This is a genomic window from Rhodocyclus tenuis, assembly GCF_014197755.1.
GTDB classification, from domain to species: Bacteria; Pseudomonadota; Gammaproteobacteria; order Burkholderiales; family Rhodocyclaceae; genus Rhodocyclus; species Rhodocyclus tenuis.
The window spans coordinates 130409-145458 of sequence record NZ_JACIGE010000002.1 but is presented as its reverse complement, the minus strand read 5'-3'; the positions used below and the strand labels follow the sequence as shown (position 1 = coordinate 145458).

The window sequence follows — 15050 nt, the reverse complement described above, 5'->3', positions numbered from 1 at the left end:
GGTTCTGGCGCTTCATATGGCGTTGTTGTCAGGTTCTATTGGAGCGTTGGAGGTTTATTTGGTGGGGCGTTGTCGCTAACCTGTTTTTGAGGGTGCATCCGGCGGTGACCTGCTCTGGCTGGGTTACGGTAACGGGACCGGTCGTGTGGCGCCTTGACCCACGCGGGCGGCTTTCTATTGGAAAGAACGTAAGGCTGCATTCAGGGCATGCGATTAATTCCGTTGGTGGCCATCGGCGCCTTATCCTTGCGCTAGGTCCTGCGGGCGTCCTCATTTTGGAGGATGGGTGTGGAATCTCAAGTTCGACGATCGTTTGCCGCGAACGCATCCGGATCGGTGCCGGGGCAATGATTGGCGGAGGCTGCCAGATACTAGACAGTGATTTCCACTCGATCCTGGCGAACGAAAGGGCCTTGCCGGGAAATCCGGGTGCCCTAACGGCCCCGGTTGATATAGGCGAACGAGCCTTTGTCGGTACCGGCGTGATGATTCTGAAGGGGGGGCGCGTAGGTTTAGAGTCCATAGTTGGTGCTGGATCGGTTGTCACCGGCACTGTAGGTGACGGGGAGGTTTGGGCAGGTAACCCTGCTCGGCGTATCAGGGAGAAAACAGCATAGAGGCGAATCTATTGACTCCGTTGCTCGGCGAGTACTATCAGTCGGCGCACGGCCCGATCCCCGTGCCGACAACGGAAAGGGGCGCTTCCGCCTGTCGTGAGGTCGTAGAGGCCTTGGCTTCTGGACACTATCGATTAGAGTCCAGGCCGTGCCTTTGCGGCTCCGATACGGCCCGCATCGTTGCACGGGTCGACCGCTATCGGCTCCCATTCCCTACCGTTTTGTGTTTGCGCTGTGGGCTGCTGAGAACAGACCCGCGTCTTGACGCCGACTCGACCGAAGACTTCTATAAAACTCACTATCGGCGGATATACGAGCGTGCCGGACACTCGATGTCTTCGCTCTATGATGTTCAGGGGGCGCTGGCAAAAGGGCGTTTTCGTTTTGCGCGGCGCCATCTTGGTGCTCTCGATGGCATGCGCGTACTTGAAATTGGGTGCGGCGGAGGGTGGAACCTTTTGCCATTTGCAGATGCGGGCTGCGCCGTACGCGGATACGATTACGATGAGGAGTACCTTCACGAAGGGAGCAAGCGAGGCCTCGACTTGCGTATGGGCGGTTTGTCCGCAGCGCTGGCTGCAAACGAGAAGGCCGATCTGATCCTTTTGTCCCACGTTCTTGAGCATTTTCTAGACCCTCAAGAAACGCTTCATCAAATTCGATCGTTGTTAACTGATAAGGGTGTTTTGTTTGTCGAGGTGCCGAACCTATTTGCGATACGTGATCGCTTAATGCGCTCACTGCAGGGGGTGCATACCTACACCTTTGTCCCTAGAACGCTGGAGCGGTTGATGAATCGCGCTGGGTGGGGAAGAGTTGCGCTCAATCCCGTGATTCAGTCACTTTGGCGACCTGCCTCGGCGCGCGAGCCTGCGCCGTGGCCTGTGGACGAGTCACTGGCTCGTGAAACGCAGCGTTTTTTGTTGCGCTGGCAAGACGCTCACCCATTGCTATCGCGAATGCGCGCCGTTGGTGAGCGCTTAGGCGCTGCCGCTGCAACAATTGGCTTACTCGACTAAGGTCCCTCTGTGCATGACCAAAAGCCGGAACAAAAGTGTGAACCGGCGAGACTGCCTCTTTCCAGCCTATCTTCTCTGTTCCAGCATTTTGGTGAGGCCGTATGTTCCATTGCCGTGCTTCGCTGGATTGCTCCCGCAGAAATGGGCATATGGCAGGCGGCGTTGCTGCTCTATGCGGGGATAACGGTCTTTCGCCTTGGGGTGGTCAACGCAATGGCGCGCGACTATCCGTTTCATCTGGGAGAAAGTGACCTGCCTGCAAGCGAGGCTGTTCGAGATGTTGCTTGGACCTATAGCGTTTTACTCTCCGTGCTGATAGGTATCGCCTTTCTGGTGTCGTCCCTGGTGGTATATATTCTTGGTGACGATATGTGGAGCAAGGCGCTTGCTGTCCTCGCCACTTACACCGTTGCCAATACACTGATACCCGTTTATGAAAGTGTTGTTCGCGGTTCTCGGGATTTTGGCCGCTTGGGCAGGATACAAATTATCTCGACACTGCTGTCTTTCGCAACTTTGCCGATAGTTGCACGGTCGGGGTTTGACGGGTTTTGTTTGAGAATTGTCGTTCTCTCGGGGATTCAAATCGCGATCTATTCTTGGGGCGGCGGCGGATCGTTTTCGCTTCGTTGGGATTGGGGGAGGTTCCGCCATCTCATGCGATCGGGGATTCCGTTGCACATAAGCAATTATCTGGGGTTACTCTCCACCTCCGTTCCGCGCATTGTGGTACTCATCTTTGGCGATCTTGCGCTACTGGGGCTGTTTGCTCCTGTTGGGTCGATTTTGTCTTTTGGACAGGCTGCGTGCGGGAGAGTCAAGGCCTATTGCTATCCGCAGCTTTCGTACATGTACGGTCGTGGAATGTCAGCACGCGATATCAGCCGCTCAGCCGTTCGCATGAGTATCGGCATATTCGTCATTATGCTGGTGGTTGCATGCATTGTTTATCCGGTGCTGCCGCTCCTCCTGGTGGAGTATTCGCCCGCGTACTATGCGTCATTGTTGCCGATGCAGATAGGTCTATTTGTAAGCCTGGCCGCAGCAATCGAGTTCGTGCTGATGCCTTTGGTGATTATGAAGCAGCATCGTTTGCTGCTAATTTCTTCGATTCTGCAGCCGCCAATACTGTTCTCGGTATGCGCCATGGTCGCGCTATTCTCGCCGGACTCGCAACTGACGGGAATCGTCTGGGGTTTGCTTACAGGGCGCTTGCTGTGGCTGGCTATTAGCGCATACTTGGTGTTTTGGCGCGCCAGTATTGCACGGTCATGAGCAGTCCGTTATTCATGTTGGCTGCCTTTTTGGCTTGCCAGTTTATAAGTCTGACACGTGTTGCCTGGATCGGCTGGCTTGGCGGTGACGTCGGTCCGCTGGCAGCTGGAGCTAACGTCCTTTCAGTCATTTTTGCCGGCGGTCTGGCAGCTGCATATCTTCGTCGCGAGGGCCTCCAGCTGTCCGGTTTCGGCAAAAGTCTGCTGATCATGCTGGGCGCATGGGTAGGGGTGATGCTTGTTGTCGGTCTTTTACATGGGTGGATGCTGCGCGAAATTGCCATTGATTTCGCTGCCTGGCTCATCCTTCTCGCATTTTTGATTGCGGGTGCCTCTGACGCATTTTGGGATGACCTGCGAAAGGTTGCTCCGTATTTTTTGTTCGCTGGAGTGCTTGTCTGTGCTCTTAGCTTGCGTGAAATCTACCAATTGGCGGATCTGGCTATTTCTGGAGAGAGAATTGCGAGGGATCTCAGCGCATATCGCCTGGTCTGGGTTCTCTATCTTTTTCCGATAATGCTGCTGCTTGCTAACCCGCAGAAGCCAAGCCAGTACTTCTTAGCATCGCTAGCTGCCGTTCTCGCCCTGGAGTTGCAAATCATCTTTCAGAAGCGCATGGAAACCTTATTCATATGCGCACTCTTTGTATTGGTCATCTGGCGCCTTTTCTTGGCGCTACGTTCCGGGAAGCTGTTTCGCGCCGAAGGGCCGATCCGCATTCTGGTCGTGTCCGGATTCCTCCTTGTTGCAGCCAGCCTGCTTGCGGGCATCCTGGTTCCCAAGGTGCTCGGAACTCAGGCGCAGATGTTGGTCGGCCGCTTTTCAACGCTCACTGAGTCTCCCACAAATCTCCCGTCAGCAGAAATTATTGACGGGGAGGCGAGTTTGCAAGGCGCGAAGGTAGAAATTGAGGGGCGTTGGAATGAGCGATGGTGGATCGTGATGAACTCGTTGCGGGAGTTCGGTGCGGTGGACTGGGTCTTTGGACGTGGATTTGGTGGGTACGTTGCTTTTTCCCACCCGGTTATTGATTTATATATGAGTCGAGATGATCGGTCGCAGTTGTTGGCGGCTTATATAATGCAAGAGACGGGAGCTATCGGCCGCAGGCAAACCGAGATCGGTTTTGTTATGCCCCTGATAAAGGGTGGCTTCCCCGCCCAAATATTGTTTGTGATTACGTTGCTTTACGCCTTTTCACGAAAAGTTAATAGTGATTGGCTTGGCCACGCTTGCAAGATATTCCTCGCCTTGTACGTAGTGCGTTACCTGAACGGGGGGGCGTTCATCTTGAGCGATGCCGTGCAGTTCGCAGTGTTCTGCGCAGCTTTGGGTCGCTGCATGCGAGAGCAACGGCCAGCTTATTCTGGTCTCAATCCAAGTTCCCACACATGCACACAATTGCGATCGTAGGTGATTTCCTCTTTCCGTTCGGGTCGGCCGCTGCTGCTCGGATACGGAATCTCGCGATCGGATGCGCCGAGCATGGCGTCAAGGTCAGCATTTTTCCGATGGCACAAGTGGAACCACCTGTGGGTTATGACGGTTTAGGTCCATTCCTCCTGGAAAGGAATATCCAGTGGGCGTACCCTCAATTCTCCCCCGGCTGGTCTGAGGGTCGTCCGGGTTGGGCTCCCGAAGGGAGTGTTCCGGGAAAGCTCTGGTGGTACCGGGCTGTACGCCATTCTGCGAAAGCCGTCGTGGACTATCTTCGCTCTGCTGAATCGATCAACAGTAGCGATGTCGTTCTTCTATACGGGCGGGGTTGGTCCCGTCTAGAGCCGGTCGTTCGTCTTTGCCGTGAACGCGGTGCCCGGGTATTCCTCGATAGCGTCGAGATTCTTGATCGGTTCGACGGATTTGGTGGGTGTGCGAGTCCGATCTGGTGGGACTGGCGCTTGGGAACGCAGCGTCTGCCCGCTCTTGTTGATGGTGTTACGGCAATTTCGCGTCCGATCGAGGCTTGGAACATCAGCCGAGGAGCCCGGCGAACGCTCATTCTTCCGGCGATTGAATCGTGGGGGTGCCCTCCCCGGTCCTATCCTGCAGAGTGTGACAAGCCATTTTTTGTTGCTTATCTCGGCGCCTTGACGACAAAGGACGATCCGGAAACCATGCTCGCAGCAATGCGTTTGCTCGCAGAGGAGAATGTTCCGGTTCGACTCAAGATCGCAGGAGCATATGCCAAGACTGCGGGAGGAAAACGGTACATCGCCAAAGTGAATGCAGATCCCGTCCTGCGCGAGGTTGTAATCTTTTCCGGGTATCTTGCGGATGGCGAACGAGAGTCTTGGCTGGCTTCTTCAGACGCACTGATTCTGTTGCGCTCGGACTCGCTCGCAGAAAAACACTCGTTCCCTACCCGCTTGCCGGAAAGCTTGCGAACGGGCTTGCCGGTTATTACGAGCGATGTTGGAGATATGGCGTGGCATCTTCGTGATGGAGTCGATGCCGCGGTGGTGCCTCCAGGGAATCCGCGCGCCTTGGCCGCAGTTTTGCGGGGTCTCGCTGCCAAGGATGATCGAGGCCGTGAAATGGGGCTCTCGGGCTGGTTTCGGGGGGCGGAGCGATTCGATCGGAGACGCCATGCCCGTGCCTTCCTCGATTTTGTTGATGACTGCAGTTGATCGGACGCGTGGTGCATCTAGAAGACTGTCGATTGAGCCACACAAGCAAGCGAGTTAAATCTACAGTGTGGCGATCCCGAAGGGATACTTGGTGCTGGGCGTTGAGCGTCCTGCCGCTCCCGTTTTCCTATGCTCACTAGACCTGCACGTGTTTTTCACGTCATCACCGGCCTCGGTGACGGTGGCGCCGAAGCGGTGCTCTATCGGCTTTGTCAAGCTGACTCAGCAGCCATGCACCAAGTGGTGTCATTGATGGATGCAGGCAAGTACGGCCCATTGCTGGAAGACGCAGGAGTGAGGGTACATTGCCTCAACATGCCGCGTGGTAAGGTGTCTGCAAAGGGGCTTCTGCAGCTTTGGCGTTTGCTACGTGCCGAACGGCCAGATATCGTGCAAACGTGGATGTACCACGCTGATCTGATCGGCGGTACGTTGGCGCGCATGGCAGGCGTGCGACGGGTTTTTTGGGGGGTTCGGCACAGCACCCTGGAAGCCGGCAAGTCACGTCGTGCGACGATGCTTGTGGCGCGCATCAATGCTTGGCTCTCCAGCGCTGTTCCGACTGGGATCGTTTGCTGCGCACAAAAGGCGCGCGAAGTGCATCTTGCGCTGGGTTTCGCGGCCGAAAGGCTGCTAGTGATTCCAAATGGTTACGACCTCTCCCGGTTTCGGCCTGATACGGTAGCGCGCGTGCGCTTGCGTTCGGAGTTGGGGGTTGGCGATCAGACTCCGTTGCTCGGCATGGTCGGGCGCTTCGATCCGCAAAAGGACCATGAAAACCTTTTTCGGGCACTGGCGTTCCTCAAGCAGCGCGGAGTGCAGTTTTGCTGCGTGCTGGTGGGCCGCGGCATGGATCAGGGCAACACGGCCCTATGCGCCCGGCTGGAGCAATACGACTTGCAGGCAGAGGTGGTGCTGCTCGGCCAGCGCAGCGACGTTCCATCCGTGATGAGCGCACTGGATCTGCATCTACTCTCAAGTTCGGCAGAAGCATTCCCAAATGTGCTGGCGGAAGCCATGGCGTGTGGAACGCCTTGTGTGACGACCGATGTGGGCGATGCTGCGGCGATTGTCGGCGAGACTGGCTGGGTCGTGCCGCCTCTGCGTCCGGAACGACTGGCTGATGCCATCAATACCGCCTTGCTTGCGCGCTCCGATTTGGATGCTTGGGTGCTTCGCTGCAAGTCTGCGCGGCAGCGGGTTGGCGATAACTTCAGTATGGAAAAGATGGTTGCGGCATATCACGCAGTTTGGCAAGACCTGGGCTGAGCGAGCGGCGGGTCAGCTATGAACGATCAGACGTGCTTTTCGGTATTGGAAGGGGCTCTATGCTGTCAGCCATGAAGGCGAATTTGCCATGGTGGGCGAAAATTGGCGCCAAGATCGTTCTTGCGCGGGTGCCTGTTGCCTATGAATTTTGGCAGCGTTTGGGTCTGTTTCGCCATGGTTTCATGGACACGGCAGCATACGCGCTCAATGTGTTTGACGCGCACGTGAAGCGTGCGGGCCTCGATAAGGCCGACTTGAAAGGCATGACCATTCTCGAGATGGGGCCAGGCGATAGCGTCGCTACGGCAGTGATTGCCTGCGCACATGGGGCTAACGCAATTCTTGTCGACTCTGGAGCTTGGGCGAAGAATGCTCCCGAAGCCTACTTGGCGTTGTGCCGGTTGCTTGAGTCTCGTGGATTGTCGGTGCCCGATTTGTCGCAGTGCGGCACTCTCGAAGATTTGCTGCGAGTTTGCAATGCCCGGTATTTGACCGAGGGACTGACAGCTTGGCGTTCTATCGACGAGTCGACCGTAGATTTCGTTTTTTCCCAAGCGGTCCTCGAACATGTTCGCAAAAGTGATTTTCTGGCAACGCAAGTGGCGTGCTATCGCGCGCTGAAGCAAGGCGGAGTGGCCTCTCACCGTGTCGATTTGCGCGACCATCTCGGGGGCGCGTTGAACAACTTGCGTTTCAGCGAAAAGATGTGGGAATCGCCTTTCTTTGCTAACTCGGGCTTTTATACCAATCGCTTGCAGATGAGTGACATTCTTTGCCTGTCCGAACAGGCGGGTTATCGGGTTACGTTGCTCGGCGTGAATCGCTGGCGATCCTTGCCAACGCCCAAGGAGAAAATGCACTCCCAGTTTTCCTCTCTGGCAGACAGTGCCTTGAATGTTTCCGGCTTTGACGTCGTGCTCCGGAAGGTCTGATGGCTCGAGTCAATACCGATTTCTCTTTTCAGGCATTTCTGGGTATATGAGGATCGCTCTCGTCGGTACCACTGCTGGCTGTGTGCTCGGTTTTCGCGCCGACATGATCAAGGCATTGGTAGCGCAAGGGCATGTCGTGTATGCCTACGCGCTGGACTACGACGCCTCAACCCGCGCAAGGGTCGAGGCGCTCGGTGCGCACCCGGCCGATTACGCGCTCAGTCGCTCCGGGCTCAATCCCTTCGCAGACCTCGTGGCCACGTTCAGGCTTTCCCGGTTGCTGCGGTTGCAGGGGCCCGACTTGGTCTTCTCGTATTTCTCCAAGCCCGTAATTTTTGCGACCTTTGCTGCGGCGCTGGCCGGTGTCCGCCGCCGCATCGGCATGCTCGAGGGTCTCGGCTTTGTGTTTACCGATCCGCCCGGCGGTGCGGGAATCAAGCTAAAGCTGATTCGGCGCGCACAGGTTCTGCTCTACCGCTTGGCTTTCCCGTTGCTCGAGCGCGTTATCTTTCTCAATCTGGACGATCCGGTCGATCTGGTTGAAACATATTCGCTCAGCGTGCGCCGGATCAGTGTGCTCGGAGCCATCGGTCTTGACCTCGACGAGTATCGCTACGCGTCGCCCCTGGTAGGTGAGCCGACCTTCATTTTTGTTGCCCGTTTACTGGCCGAAAAAGGTGTGCGCGAATTTGTGGCGGCGGCGCGGATCGTCAAACACCGGCACCCTGAAGCGCGCTTTGTAATGCTCGGTGCCATCGATGAACAAAACCCCGGAGCGCTCACTGCTGCGGAATTGAAATCGCTCGTCGACGAGCGGCTTGTTCTTCACCCCGGGCATGTCGGCAATGTGGCTGAGTGGCTGGCGGCCGCGAGTGTTTTTGTTCTCCCCTCCTACTATCGCGAAGGCGTGCCGCGCAGTACGCAGGAGGCGATGGCCATCGGGCGGGCAGTGATCACCACCGACGTGCCGGGCTGCCGTGAGACAGTGGTGGATGGCGTCAATGGCTTTCTGGTGCCGCCATGGAATGCGCAGGCGCTCGCCGAGAAGATGCGCTACTTCATTGATCAGCCGCAGGCGGTTCGGGAGATGGGGCTTGCCAGTCGTCGGATGGCCGAAGAGCGTTTCGATGCCAAGGTGGCCAACGCCAGACTGCTCACCTACATCTCCGATGCGGAGTCGCCCTGATGCAGCACGTACGAAGAAGCGTTTTCCTTACCGGCGCGAGTGGTTTTGTCGGTGGTGCCCTCGCGCGAAGATTGGCGTCTACCGGTTGTCCGCGCCTTAATCTGGCCGTGCGCTCGGTATCGGATGGCTTTCCCGCCGGAGCCACGGGTTTTTTGTTTGATCAACTCGACGCGCACACCGACTGGACTGCGGGGCTCTCGGCCGCCGAGGTGGTGATCCATGCAGCCGCTCGCGTGCATGTGATGAATGATGCGGCACAAGATCCCTTGGCCGAGTTCCGCCGCGTGAACGTCGAAGGTACCCTGAACCTTGCGCGTCAGGCCGCGGCGAGCGGCGTCCGGCGGTTCGTGTTCTTGAGTTCGGTCAAGGTCAACGGCGAGCACACGCTACCCGGCTGCGCATTTTCAGCGGCTGATGCGCCAGTAGCGATTGACCCTTACGGCATCTCGAAACAGGAGGCCGAGCGTGGATTGCGGGCGCTGGCGGCTGAGTCCGGCATGGAGGTGGTGATCATCCGCCCGCCCCTGGTTTACGGCCCAGGCGTGAAGGCGAATTTCCTGAGCATGATGCACTGGCTGAAGCGCGGTGTCCCTCTCCCTCTCGGCGCAATCGACAATCGGCGCAGTCTCGTCGGCATCGACAATCTCGTTGATCTGATCGTCACCTGTATTGATCATCCTGCCGCCGCCAATCAGACCTTCATGGTCTCCGATGGTGAGGATTTGTCGACGAGCGATCTGCTCCGCCGTCTGTCGGCAGCGCTCGGTCGGCCGGCGCGCCTGTTGCCAGTGCCGCCATGGCTGCTCCGTGCCGGCGCCGCGCTGCTCGGCAAGCCGGAGCTGGCGCGTCGCTTGTGCGGCAATATGCAGGTGGATATTACTAAGACGCGTGAGCTGCTCGGCTGGTCGCCGCCACTGAGTGTCGACGAAGGCTTGCGGCGGACGGCGGTGGCATATCTTGCTGGCCTTGGGGCGCACTAAACTGCTATCGCTGGTCTGTACTTGCCCGCCCTGTGGTCGTTCCAATACTCTGGTGCGCCCATGCTTGGGTTAGTTAATTTAAGGGGCCCGTTTTGTCGTTTGCGTTGATGCTGCTTCTCGTGACGGTCGGGTTGATTTCCTTGGCGCTGACCGCTGCCCTGCGCCGCTACGCCTTGGCGCGCAGCCTGCTTGACATTCCGAACGCGCGCAGTTCGCACGCGCTGCCAACGCCGCGCGGCGGAGGGCTGGCGATCGTCATCAGTTTCCTGCTGGCTTTGCCCTTGCTGGTCTGGGCCGGGCTGCTGGCGGTGCATGCCTTCTGGGCATTGCTTGGTGCTGGCGCGCTGGTGGCGGCAGTCGGCTTTCTTGACGACCACCGTCATATCGCCGCGCGTTGGCGGCTGCTGGCGCACTTCGCCGCGGCGGCTTGGACGCTGGTTTGCATCGGCGGCGCGCCGCCGATCATGCTGGCCGGGTGGGCGCTGGCGCCAAGCTGGCTGGCGACGGCGCTCGTGGCGGTGTATCTGGTGTGGCTGCTCAATCTCTATAACTTCATGGACGGCATTGACGGCATTGCCAGTGTCGAGGCGATCTGCGTCTGCGTCGGCGGCGCATTGCTGTATGTGTTGGTGGGCCAATCAGAACTGGCTGCTGTGCCGCTGGCGCTAGCCGCAGCGGTGGCTGGCTTCCTCTACTGGAACTTTCCACCCGCGCGCATTTTCATGGGCGATGCGGGCAGCGGTTTTCTCGGTGTGGTGCTCGGCATTCTGTCGCTGCTGGCGGCAGTTCAGGTGCCGCAGCTGTTCTGGAGCTGGTTGATCCTGCTTGGTGTGTTCGTCGTCGATGCGACAACGACCTTGCTGCGACGCCTGCTGCGCGGCGAGAAGGTGTACGAGGCGCATCGCAGCCATGCCTACCAGCATGCCGCTCGTCACTATGGCAGGCATCTGACGGTGACACTGGCGGTGGCGGCGATCAATCTTGGCTGGTTGTTGCCGCTAGCGCTGCTGGTATCGCTCGGCTGGCTGAGTGGATGGCTTGGGCTGATTCTGGCTTACGCTCCCTTGTCATTTCTTGCGCTGCGCTTTCGCGCCGGATCGGCAGAGTAGGGGGCGGGGAGGGCCAAGCTTGCGATGCGCTGCTTCAAATTGCCGTCCGTTTTACGCTATAGTCCGGCCGGGTTAGTCACTTGGAATTCTTTCCCGCGTCGAGGCAGCTCTCCAGAAGCTCGCCGACGCAATTAATAGCGTCTCTTTCTCGCCAGAGCCAATGCCTCTTGATCGCGCAGCGCTTCCTGTCCTGTCCATGCCCCGTGCCGCCAAGCGACTGCTCGTGCTCACGGTCGACGCCAGCTTATGCGTGCTTACGGTATGGCTGGCGTTCTACTTGCGCCTGGGTGAATTCGTCGCGCTGAGCGGTCCAGCCTTGTGGGCAGCGTTGGCTTCGGTCGCGATCGCCCTGCCGATCTTCATTGTCTTCGGTCTCTATCGGGCGATTTTCCGCTATGCCGGCTGGCCGGCGCTGATGACGGTTTCCAAGGCCATTGCGATTTACGCCTTGATTTTCTCCGCCATCTTCACTGCGATGGGCGTGCCCGGTGTTCCACGCACCGTCGGGTTGATCCAGCCGATGCTGCTGCTGCTGACGGTGGGCGCTTCACGAGCGCTGGCGCGCTTCTGGCTCGGTGGCCTCTACCAAAGCCAGCTCAAGCTGGCTGCTTTGCCCAAGGTGCTTATTTACGGTGCCGGATCATCGGGCCGACAGCTAGCTGCGGCGATGACCAATAGCCTCGAAATGCGCGTCGTGGGCTTTCTTGACGATGACGAGCGTTTGCACGGGCATGTGCTCAATGGTTTGCGCATTTATCGGCCGGACGATCTTGCCGGGCTCGTTGAATCGCTCTCGATCAGTGATGTCCTGCTTGCCTTGCCGTCGGGAAACCGGCAGCGACGCAACGAAATCCTCGCGTCAATGCGCGCGGCGAAGGTGTCGGTGCGCACCCTTCCGAGCGTGACCGAGCTGGCGCAGGGCAGGGTCAGCACCTCTGATTTGCGCCCCTTGGATATTGACGATCTGCTCGGGCGCGAGCCGGTCGCGCCGAACCATATCCTGCTCGGGCGCAACGTCAGCGGCAAGGTGGTGTTGGTGACCGGTGCCGGCGGTTCGATCGGCAGCGAGCTGTGTCGGCAGGTGCTCAAGCTTGCGCCGCGTGTTCTGCTCTTGATCGAGCAGAGCGAGTTCGCGCTGTACGCCATTCACCGAGAGCTTGCAGGCAAGCTCGTCGATTCTTCGATTCAACTGATGCCGCTGTTGGCCTCAGTGCGCGATTCGGCGCGCATGCAGGAGATCATGCGCGCCTGGCGGCCTGAAACCGTTTACCACGCGGCGGCGTATAAACATGTGCCGCTGGTCGAGCACAACCCAGGCGAAGGTCTGCGCAACAACGTTTTCGGTACCCTCGCTGCTGCGCAAGCTGCGGCGGTTTGCGGTGTCGCCGACTTCGTCCTGATCAGCACCGACAAGGCGGTGCGCCCGACCAACGTCATGGGGGCTTCGAAGCGCCTCGCCGAGATGGTGTTGCAGGCCTTGGCCGCCGATGGCGCGAAAACGCGCTTCAGCATTGTGCGCTTTGGCAACGTGCTGGGTTCGTCAGGCTCGGTCGTCCCCTTGTTTCGTCAGCAGATCCGTGATGGCGGGCCGATTACACTGACGCATCCGGAAATCACCCGATACTTCATGACCATCCCCGAGGCCGCGCAACTGGTCATTCAGGCCGGCGCGATGGGGCGTGGCGGTGATGTGTTCGTGCTTGATATGGGGGAGCCGGTCCGTATCATCGATCTGGCGCGACGCATCATCGAACTGTCGGGGTTGAGCTTGCGCGACGAGGAGAATCCGGAAGGTGATATCGCGATCGAAGTGACCGGATTGCGTCCAGGGGAAAAGCTCTACGAGGAGCTGCTGATCGGCGACGATCCGCAGCCGACTTCACATCCGCTGATCATGAAGGCGCGCGAAGAGTACCTTCCCTGGTGCGTGCTTGAACAGAAGCTCGCCACCCTGCAACGCGCTCTCGATGCCAATGATGTCGGCGTGCTGCGCCAGTTGCTCCAGCAGCTGGTTTCCGGCTATTGCGCCGATGAGGCGATCGTCGATTGGGTGCATCTGCAAAACGCATCTGCGCAATGACCACGTCGCCCATTCGCTGAAACCCATATGTCCACCTACGCCATCGGCGACATCCAGGGCTGCTACGACTCCTTCCGTCGCCTGCTCGACAGTTTCGCCTTCGATCCCGCACGTGACCGCCTGTGGCTGGTCGGCGATCTCGTCAATCGCGGGCCGCGCTCGCTGGAGACGCTGCGTTTCGTGCGCAGCCTCGGCGATTCGGCGCTGACGGTTCTCGGCAATCACGATCTCTACCTGCTGATGGTTGCCGCCGGTCACGGCAAGCGTGGCAAGGACGATACGCTCGGCGCCATTCTCGCCGCGCCGGATCGCGACGAACTGCTCGACTGGCTGCGGCGGCAGCGCCTGTGCCACGTCGAGAACGGTTTCTGTCTGGTGCACGCCGGGCTGCTGCCGCAATGGACGGTGAGGCAGGCGCGTTCATTGGCTGCCGAGGTGGAGGCGGCGCTCGCCGGTGATGCGTGCGCCAAGTTCCTCGCCAAGATGTGGGGCAGCGAGCCGGATCACTGGTCCGACGACCTTGAAGGCTGGCCGCGCCTGCGCGTGATCGTCAATGCGATGACGCGGATGCGTTTCTGCAGCCCGGCCGGGGTGATGGATTTCCACGTCAAGGGCGAGGTCGCCAAGGCGCCGCACGGTTTTCTTCCCTGGTTCGACGTCCGTGGGCGCAAGAGCGCTGATTCGGTACTGGTCGTCGGCCACTGGTCGGCGCTGGGGCTGAAACTGACGCCCAATCTTTGCGCACTCGATTCCGGCTGCCTTTGGGGCGGCAAGCTGACCGCCTTGCGGCTGGAAGACCGGGCGCTGTTCCAGGTGGACTGTGCCGGCGGCGAAGCCGTGCCGCTGCATCCTGGCGGCTGATTACGTTTCCGGAATTCGCTTCGCCGGCAGCGTCTGTCGCAACCAAAACCGGGGACAGACCACGGTTTTCCGTTTCGCGTTGTTTCAGTTTTGCGCCAGCGGGTTTTCGACGCTGTTTTCGTTGCCGACGGCTGGTGGCGGGTTTGTCTCGGTACTATCGCCGGCCGAGGGGGCGACTGCCTCCGGCGTGCGCACTTCCAGCGGCAAGGCCAGCCGGTAGGCGATCGCGGCGCGTGCCATGTGGGCAAGTTCGCGCCGGCTGCGTCCGTCGGGAGCGAGTGGCGGCGTCGGCCGGACGCGTGCGATCAGCTGCCGCCGGCCGATGATCGTCAGCAGGCACTGCAGCAGGCTGGTGTCGCCGACATAGGCGGGCGCCAGACTGCGTTGTCCATCGGCTTCGTGGTAGGAGATGGCGACCGGCTGCAGCGGCCGGCCGGCAGCGATCGCCGGCTGCAGCAGTGCCGCATGGAAACCGAGCAGATGCGTGCCGTCGGTGGTCGTACCTTCGGGAAAGACCGCGACGTCCTTGTCGGCCTTGAGCAATTCGTCGATCCGCCCATTGACGATCCTGGCGTGGCCGCGGCTGCCGCGCTGCAGGAAGACCGTATCCGCCTGCGCCGAGATCAGCCCGATCAGCGGCCACTGACGGACTTCGGCCTTGGATATGAAGGCCACCGGCCGCGCTGCGTTGAGCGCGAAAATGTCCAGCCAGGAAATGTGGTTGGCGACGATCATGCTGCCGGGCTCGGCGCCGGCAAGGTGCGCGTCGAGGCGAACGCCGAGGACGTCGAGCAACTGGCGCGACCAGCGCTGCTTCAGCCACAGGCGCTTGCGGTCGCTAACCAGACGAAAGCCGATCGTTACCGTCGCCACGCCCCAGATGACGTGCAGCGCCAGACGGGTCAGGCGGAGCGTGCGCAGCGGCAGCGGAGCGGTTTCGGATCGGGGCATCGGGTTGCGTTTGCCGTCGCCGTGCGGGCCTGCGGGCCCCGTCACGAGGGGATTTGGCGGAGATTCGCGGAGACTTCCGGAGTGCTTCGGATCCGCGCCGGAAAGATGTTCCGGCGCGTCGGGCAGTGCGCCCGATTATACGCAG

12 protein-coding genes are annotated in these 15050 nt (G+C 59.6%); 11 read left to right on the top strand and 1 reads right to left on the bottom strand.

All coding sequences use genetic code 11. From position 1 onward, the window contains the following. Positions 1–949 precede the first annotated feature (949 nt). The 11 genes from GGD90_RS03320 (at position 950) to GGD90_RS03270 (ending at position 13954) form a co-directional block, all read left to right on the top strand. Positions 950–1636, top strand: coding sequence for a class I SAM-dependent methyltransferase (locus tag GGD90_RS03320; protein WP_153115853.1), 687 nt, complete (start codon positions 950–952; stop codon positions 1634–1636). A 9-nt stretch (positions 1637–1645) separates the two neighbouring features. Further along, positions 1646–2911, top strand: a complete 1266-nt coding sequence (locus GGD90_RS03315; protein ID WP_153115852.1) for a lipopolysaccharide biosynthesis protein — start codon at positions 1646–1648, stop codon at positions 2909–2911. Next, on the top strand, positions 2908–4323 hold the full coding sequence (locus GGD90_RS03310) for a hypothetical protein (RefSeq protein ID WP_184414913.1): 1416 nt from the start codon (positions 2908–2910) through the stop codon (positions 4321–4323). The genes GGD90_RS03315 and GGD90_RS03310 overlap by 4 nt, the downstream gene beginning before the upstream one ends. Positions 4324–4610: 287 nt before the next feature. Continuing rightward, entirely contained in the window at positions 4611–5537 is a 927-nt protein-coding gene (locus tag GGD90_RS18200) for a glycosyltransferase family 4 protein (protein WP_184414912.1), read from the top strand. A gap of 129 nt (positions 5538–5666) precedes the next feature. Further along, positions 5667–6806 (top strand): glycosyltransferase family 4 protein, encoded by a 1140-nt coding sequence (locus GGD90_RS03300; RefSeq protein WP_153115849.1) that lies wholly within the window; start codon positions 5667–5669, stop codon positions 6804–6806. Positions 6807–6865: 59 nt separating this feature from the next. After that, the gene (locus tag GGD90_RS03295) at positions 6866–7738 is read left to right on the top strand and encodes a class I SAM-dependent methyltransferase (RefSeq protein WP_221227645.1); all 873 of its coding nucleotides are present in this window, start codon (positions 6866–6868) and stop codon (positions 7736–7738) included. Positions 7739–7784: 46 nt separating this feature from the next. Further along, complete coding sequence (locus GGD90_RS03290) at positions 7785–8924, top strand: glycosyltransferase family 4 protein (RefSeq protein ID WP_153115848.1); 1140 nt, start codon at positions 7785–7787, stop codon at positions 8922–8924. Continuing rightward, positions 8924–9904: a UDP-glucose 4-epimerase family protein gene (locus GGD90_RS03285; protein WP_153115847.1), complete on the top strand. Its 981-nt coding sequence runs from the start codon at positions 8924–8926 to the stop codon at positions 9902–9904. The genes GGD90_RS03290 and GGD90_RS03285 overlap by 1 nt, the downstream gene beginning before the upstream one ends. A gap of 140 nt (positions 9905–10044) precedes the next feature. Beyond that, positions 10045–11013 carry an MraY family glycosyltransferase gene (locus GGD90_RS03280; RefSeq protein WP_228273672.1) on the top strand — a complete coding sequence of 323 codons (969 nt, stop codon included), beginning with the start codon at positions 10045–10047 and terminating at the stop codon, positions 11011–11013. 160 nt (positions 11014–11173) lie between these two features. Further along, positions 11174–13093, top strand: coding sequence for a polysaccharide biosynthesis protein (locus tag GGD90_RS03275; RefSeq protein WP_153115845.1), 1920 nt, complete (start codon positions 11174–11176; stop codon positions 13091–13093). A gap of 27 nt (positions 13094–13120) precedes the next feature. Further along, entirely contained in the window at positions 13121–13954 is an 834-nt protein-coding gene (locus tag GGD90_RS03270; protein WP_153115844.1) for a symmetrical bis(5'-nucleosyl)-tetraphosphatase, read from the top strand. A gap of 84 nt (positions 13955–14038) precedes the next feature. Here the strand turns inward: GGD90_RS03270 and GGD90_RS03265 are convergent, their stop codons facing one another. Then, a complete protein-coding gene (locus GGD90_RS03265; RefSeq protein ID WP_153115843.1) occupies positions 14039–14905 on the bottom strand; it encodes a lysophospholipid acyltransferase family protein in 867 nt (288 codons plus the stop codon). Between the last annotated feature and the right edge of the window lie 145 nt (positions 14906–15050).

Coding starts and splice junctions, on each gene's coding strand:
- GGD90_RS03320 (WP_153115853.1), top strand. CDS start 950: ATGTCTTCGCTCTATGATGTTCAGGGGGCGCTGGCAAAAGGGCGTTTT.
- GGD90_RS03310 (WP_184414913.1), top strand. CDS start 2,908: ATGAGCAGTCCGTTATTCATGTTGGCTGCCTTTTTGGCTTGCCAGTTT.
- GGD90_RS03300 (WP_153115849.1), top strand. CDS start 5,667: ATGCTCACTAGACCTGCACGTGTTTTTCACGTCATCACCGGCCTCGGT.
- GGD90_RS03295 (WP_221227645.1), top strand. CDS start 6,866: ATGCTGTCAGCCATGAAGGCGAATTTGCCATGGTGGGCGAAAATTGGC.
- GGD90_RS03290 (WP_153115848.1), top strand. CDS start 7,785: ATGAGGATCGCTCTCGTCGGTACCACTGCTGGCTGTGTGCTCGGTTTT.
- GGD90_RS03285 (WP_153115847.1), top strand. CDS start 8,924: ATGCAGCACGTACGAAGAAGCGTTTTCCTTACCGGCGCGAGTGGTTTT.
- GGD90_RS03275 (WP_153115845.1), top strand. CDS start 11,174: ATGCCTCTTGATCGCGCAGCGCTTCCTGTCCTGTCCATGCCCCGTGCC.
- GGD90_RS03270 (WP_153115844.1), top strand. CDS start 13,121: ATGTCCACCTACGCCATCGGCGACATCCAGGGCTGCTACGACTCCTTC.
- GGD90_RS03265 (WP_153115843.1), bottom strand. CDS start 14,905: ATGCCCCGATCCGAAACCGCTCCGCTGCCGCTGCGCACGCTCCGCCTG.